3 protein-coding genes are annotated in these 2282 nt (G+C 71.6%); 2 read left to right on the top strand and 1 reads right to left on the bottom strand.

Going from position 1 to position 2282, the window contains the following annotated elements:
• Window positions 1–271: 271 nt before the first annotated feature.
• On the top strand, window positions 272–850 hold the full coding sequence (locus ACFWVD_RS28300; protein ID WP_081521111.1) for a snapalysin family zinc-dependent metalloprotease: 579 nt from the start codon (window positions 272–274) through the stop codon (window positions 848–850).
• Window positions 851–988: 138 nt separating this feature from the next.
• On the opposite strand, the gene ACFWVD_RS28295 is transcribed toward ACFWVD_RS28300, so the two are convergent.
• Window positions 989–1339 carry a hypothetical protein gene (locus ACFWVD_RS28295; protein WP_379247914.1) on the bottom strand — a complete coding sequence of 117 codons (351 nt, stop codon included), beginning with the start codon at window positions 1337–1339 and terminating at the stop codon, window positions 989–991.
• Between the two features lie 199 nt (window positions 1340–1538).
• Between ACFWVD_RS28295 and ACFWVD_RS28290 the strand changes: the two genes are divergently transcribed.
• Entirely contained in the window at window positions 1539–2222 is a 684-nt protein-coding gene (locus ACFWVD_RS28290) for a maleylpyruvate isomerase N-terminal domain-containing protein (protein ID WP_379247912.1), read from the top strand.
• Window positions 2223–2282 lie beyond the last annotated feature (60 nt).

The following is a 2282-nucleotide window of genomic DNA, read 5'->3' as shown; positions in this document are numbered from 1 at the left end:
TGGCTGCGCCGACGTGGCCGTCTGTAGCCCGTTCGCCGGGCGCGGTCGCGCGAGCCCCTGGATGGTGCCGCCCGCTGACCGGGCATCGGCTGGAGTCCTCTGGGAATTGGCTGGCAGGTGCATGACCGGTTGGTGGAGTTCGGGGCTACCTTCTTAGGGCTCCGGAGAGGCGGCTGGCCGAACCCGCGTGCCACAGGCGGGAGGTGGCGGCATCTCCAGTGCCCCGGCTCCGCCGAGGGGCCGGCCCCCCCACGCATGAAGGAAGACGACCATGTCTCTGGGCACCTGGCTGAAAGTCGGCACCTCCGCCGCCGCGCTGGTCCTCGCGGCGGCAACCGCCGCGACCGCGGCACCCGCACCCGCACCCATACCCGACGCCACCGCAGCAGTAGTGACACTCCGTTACGACGACAGTCGGGCCGGCGGCTGGGAAGCGGCCATCGCGGCCGGCGTCGCTTCATGGAACGCGAACGTCAGCAACGTACGGCTGGTGGAGGCCGCGCCCGGGGCCCGGGCCGAGATCGTCATCGTCGCCACCACCGGCTGGCCACAGGCCACCCTCGGCCCGGTCCGTCCGGGACGGCAGGTCCGAGTCGAACTCGGCGCGCAGGCCGTGAGCCAGGGGTACGACAAGACGCGCATCGCCGCGCACGAGCTGGGCCACAGCCTGGGCCTCCCGGACACCAAGCCGGGGCCGTGCTCTCAGCTGATGTCCGGGTCCAGCGCCGGAACGGCCTGCACCAACGCCGTACCCAACGCGACGGAGCGCTCCCGCGTGCAGAACGCGTACGCGAACGGGCTCGCGGCAACGGTGCCGACCGACGGCCGGGTACTCATCGACGCCCCCTGACCGGCGAGCCGACGGTGGGCCGGTGCGGGGCCCTGGCCGGGACGGGACTCCCGGAAGGCGGCCGCGCCGGTCCACTGCCGCGCCTTCATCGGCCAGCAGCTTCGGGCGCGGCCACTGCTCAGGTGGTGAACTTCGTGGTCATCGCTTGTATCGCTGTAACAGGTGCAGCGGGGGAGGGCATGTCGGATACGCGGCGCTGCCCCCGCTGACGGCCTGGCACAGTGCCGTGTACTCGCCGGGGCCGATCACGCCGCCGTCGCCGCCGAGCTCGGCGTCAGCCAGCGCTCGGTCGAGCGCTACCGCAAGACCCCGCCCCAGCCGGTCGCGGACCGCATCGACACAGCCGTACGCGCCCACTGGCAGCCAGTAGTACGCGGCCGCCGCCGGGAGGCCGCCACCAGCACCGGCATCACGGTGGAGACCCGGGCCCGCTCCGGCTACACCGCACTTCACCGACATCGACTCTTCGACGTCTCCTTCCGACCCCACCCGCCGCCGGTGGAGCGGACCCGGCAGCTGAGCCGAGGTGGTCGTTACAAGGGTGCACTTGCTGTCACCGTGCTGGCGAACACCACCGGAAGGCGCACGGATCGAGTGGATTGGCACAATGCCCGTGCACCTCTCTCCGACGCGGGCGGGTGGGCCGGCGGGGTGTTCTTCGACAGGCAGCCGTCTTATCCTCGCGGGCATGCCTTACGAGGAGGAAGGACAGTGTCCGGCCGACGTACTGCGCGCGGCCTACGGTGCCTTCGACGCCGTCGTCACGACCATCACGGATGAGCGCTCGTGGCTGTCGACCGGCTGCGCCGGATGGTCGGTGCGCGACCTGGTCTTCCACTGCCTGAGCGACGCGCAGCGCGGCCTGGTGGCGCTGCACACGCCTGCCGGACGGACGCCGGACCGTGACGCGGTCACCTACTGGGAGGATTGGCGCCCGGACGCCGTGGGCGCGGCCAACGGCCGGAGGTTCACTCGGGTCGTCGCCAGCATGTTCTTGCACGTCGACCAGCTGTGCGAGCTGTATTCGCAGACGGTAGCCGCAGTGGTTGACGCCGCGGCCGGTGCCGCGCCCGACCAGTACGTCGCCACCCAGGGCCACGTACTGAGTGCCGGGGATCTGATCCGCACGCTGGCCGTCGAGGCGACGATCCACCACCTTGACCTCGTCGTGTCGCTTCCCGATGCACCAGGACCCTCGGCAGAAGGGCTCGGTCAAACGCGCCGCACGCTGGACGGGCTACTCGGCCACCCGGCGCCGGTGCCGTGGGACGACGCGCAGTACGCGCGCGTGGCGACCGGACGCGCGGCGTTGTCCGGTAGCGACCGACAGCGCTTGGGTGCGGACGCCGCCCGATTTCCCCTGTTCGCATAACCACCTGCCCGCAACCGGAGAGGTCACCGCCGTGATCGGTGGCCGGGACGAAAGAAGGCG

It is taken from the genome of Nocardia sp. NPDC058666, from assembly GCF_042714895.1.
Classification (GTDB): domain Bacteria; phylum Actinomycetota; class Actinomycetes; order Mycobacteriales; family Mycobacteriaceae; genus Nocardia.
The sequence above is the reverse complement of the archived record's forward strand: the minus strand, read 5'-3'. Positions and strand labels throughout refer to the sequence as shown.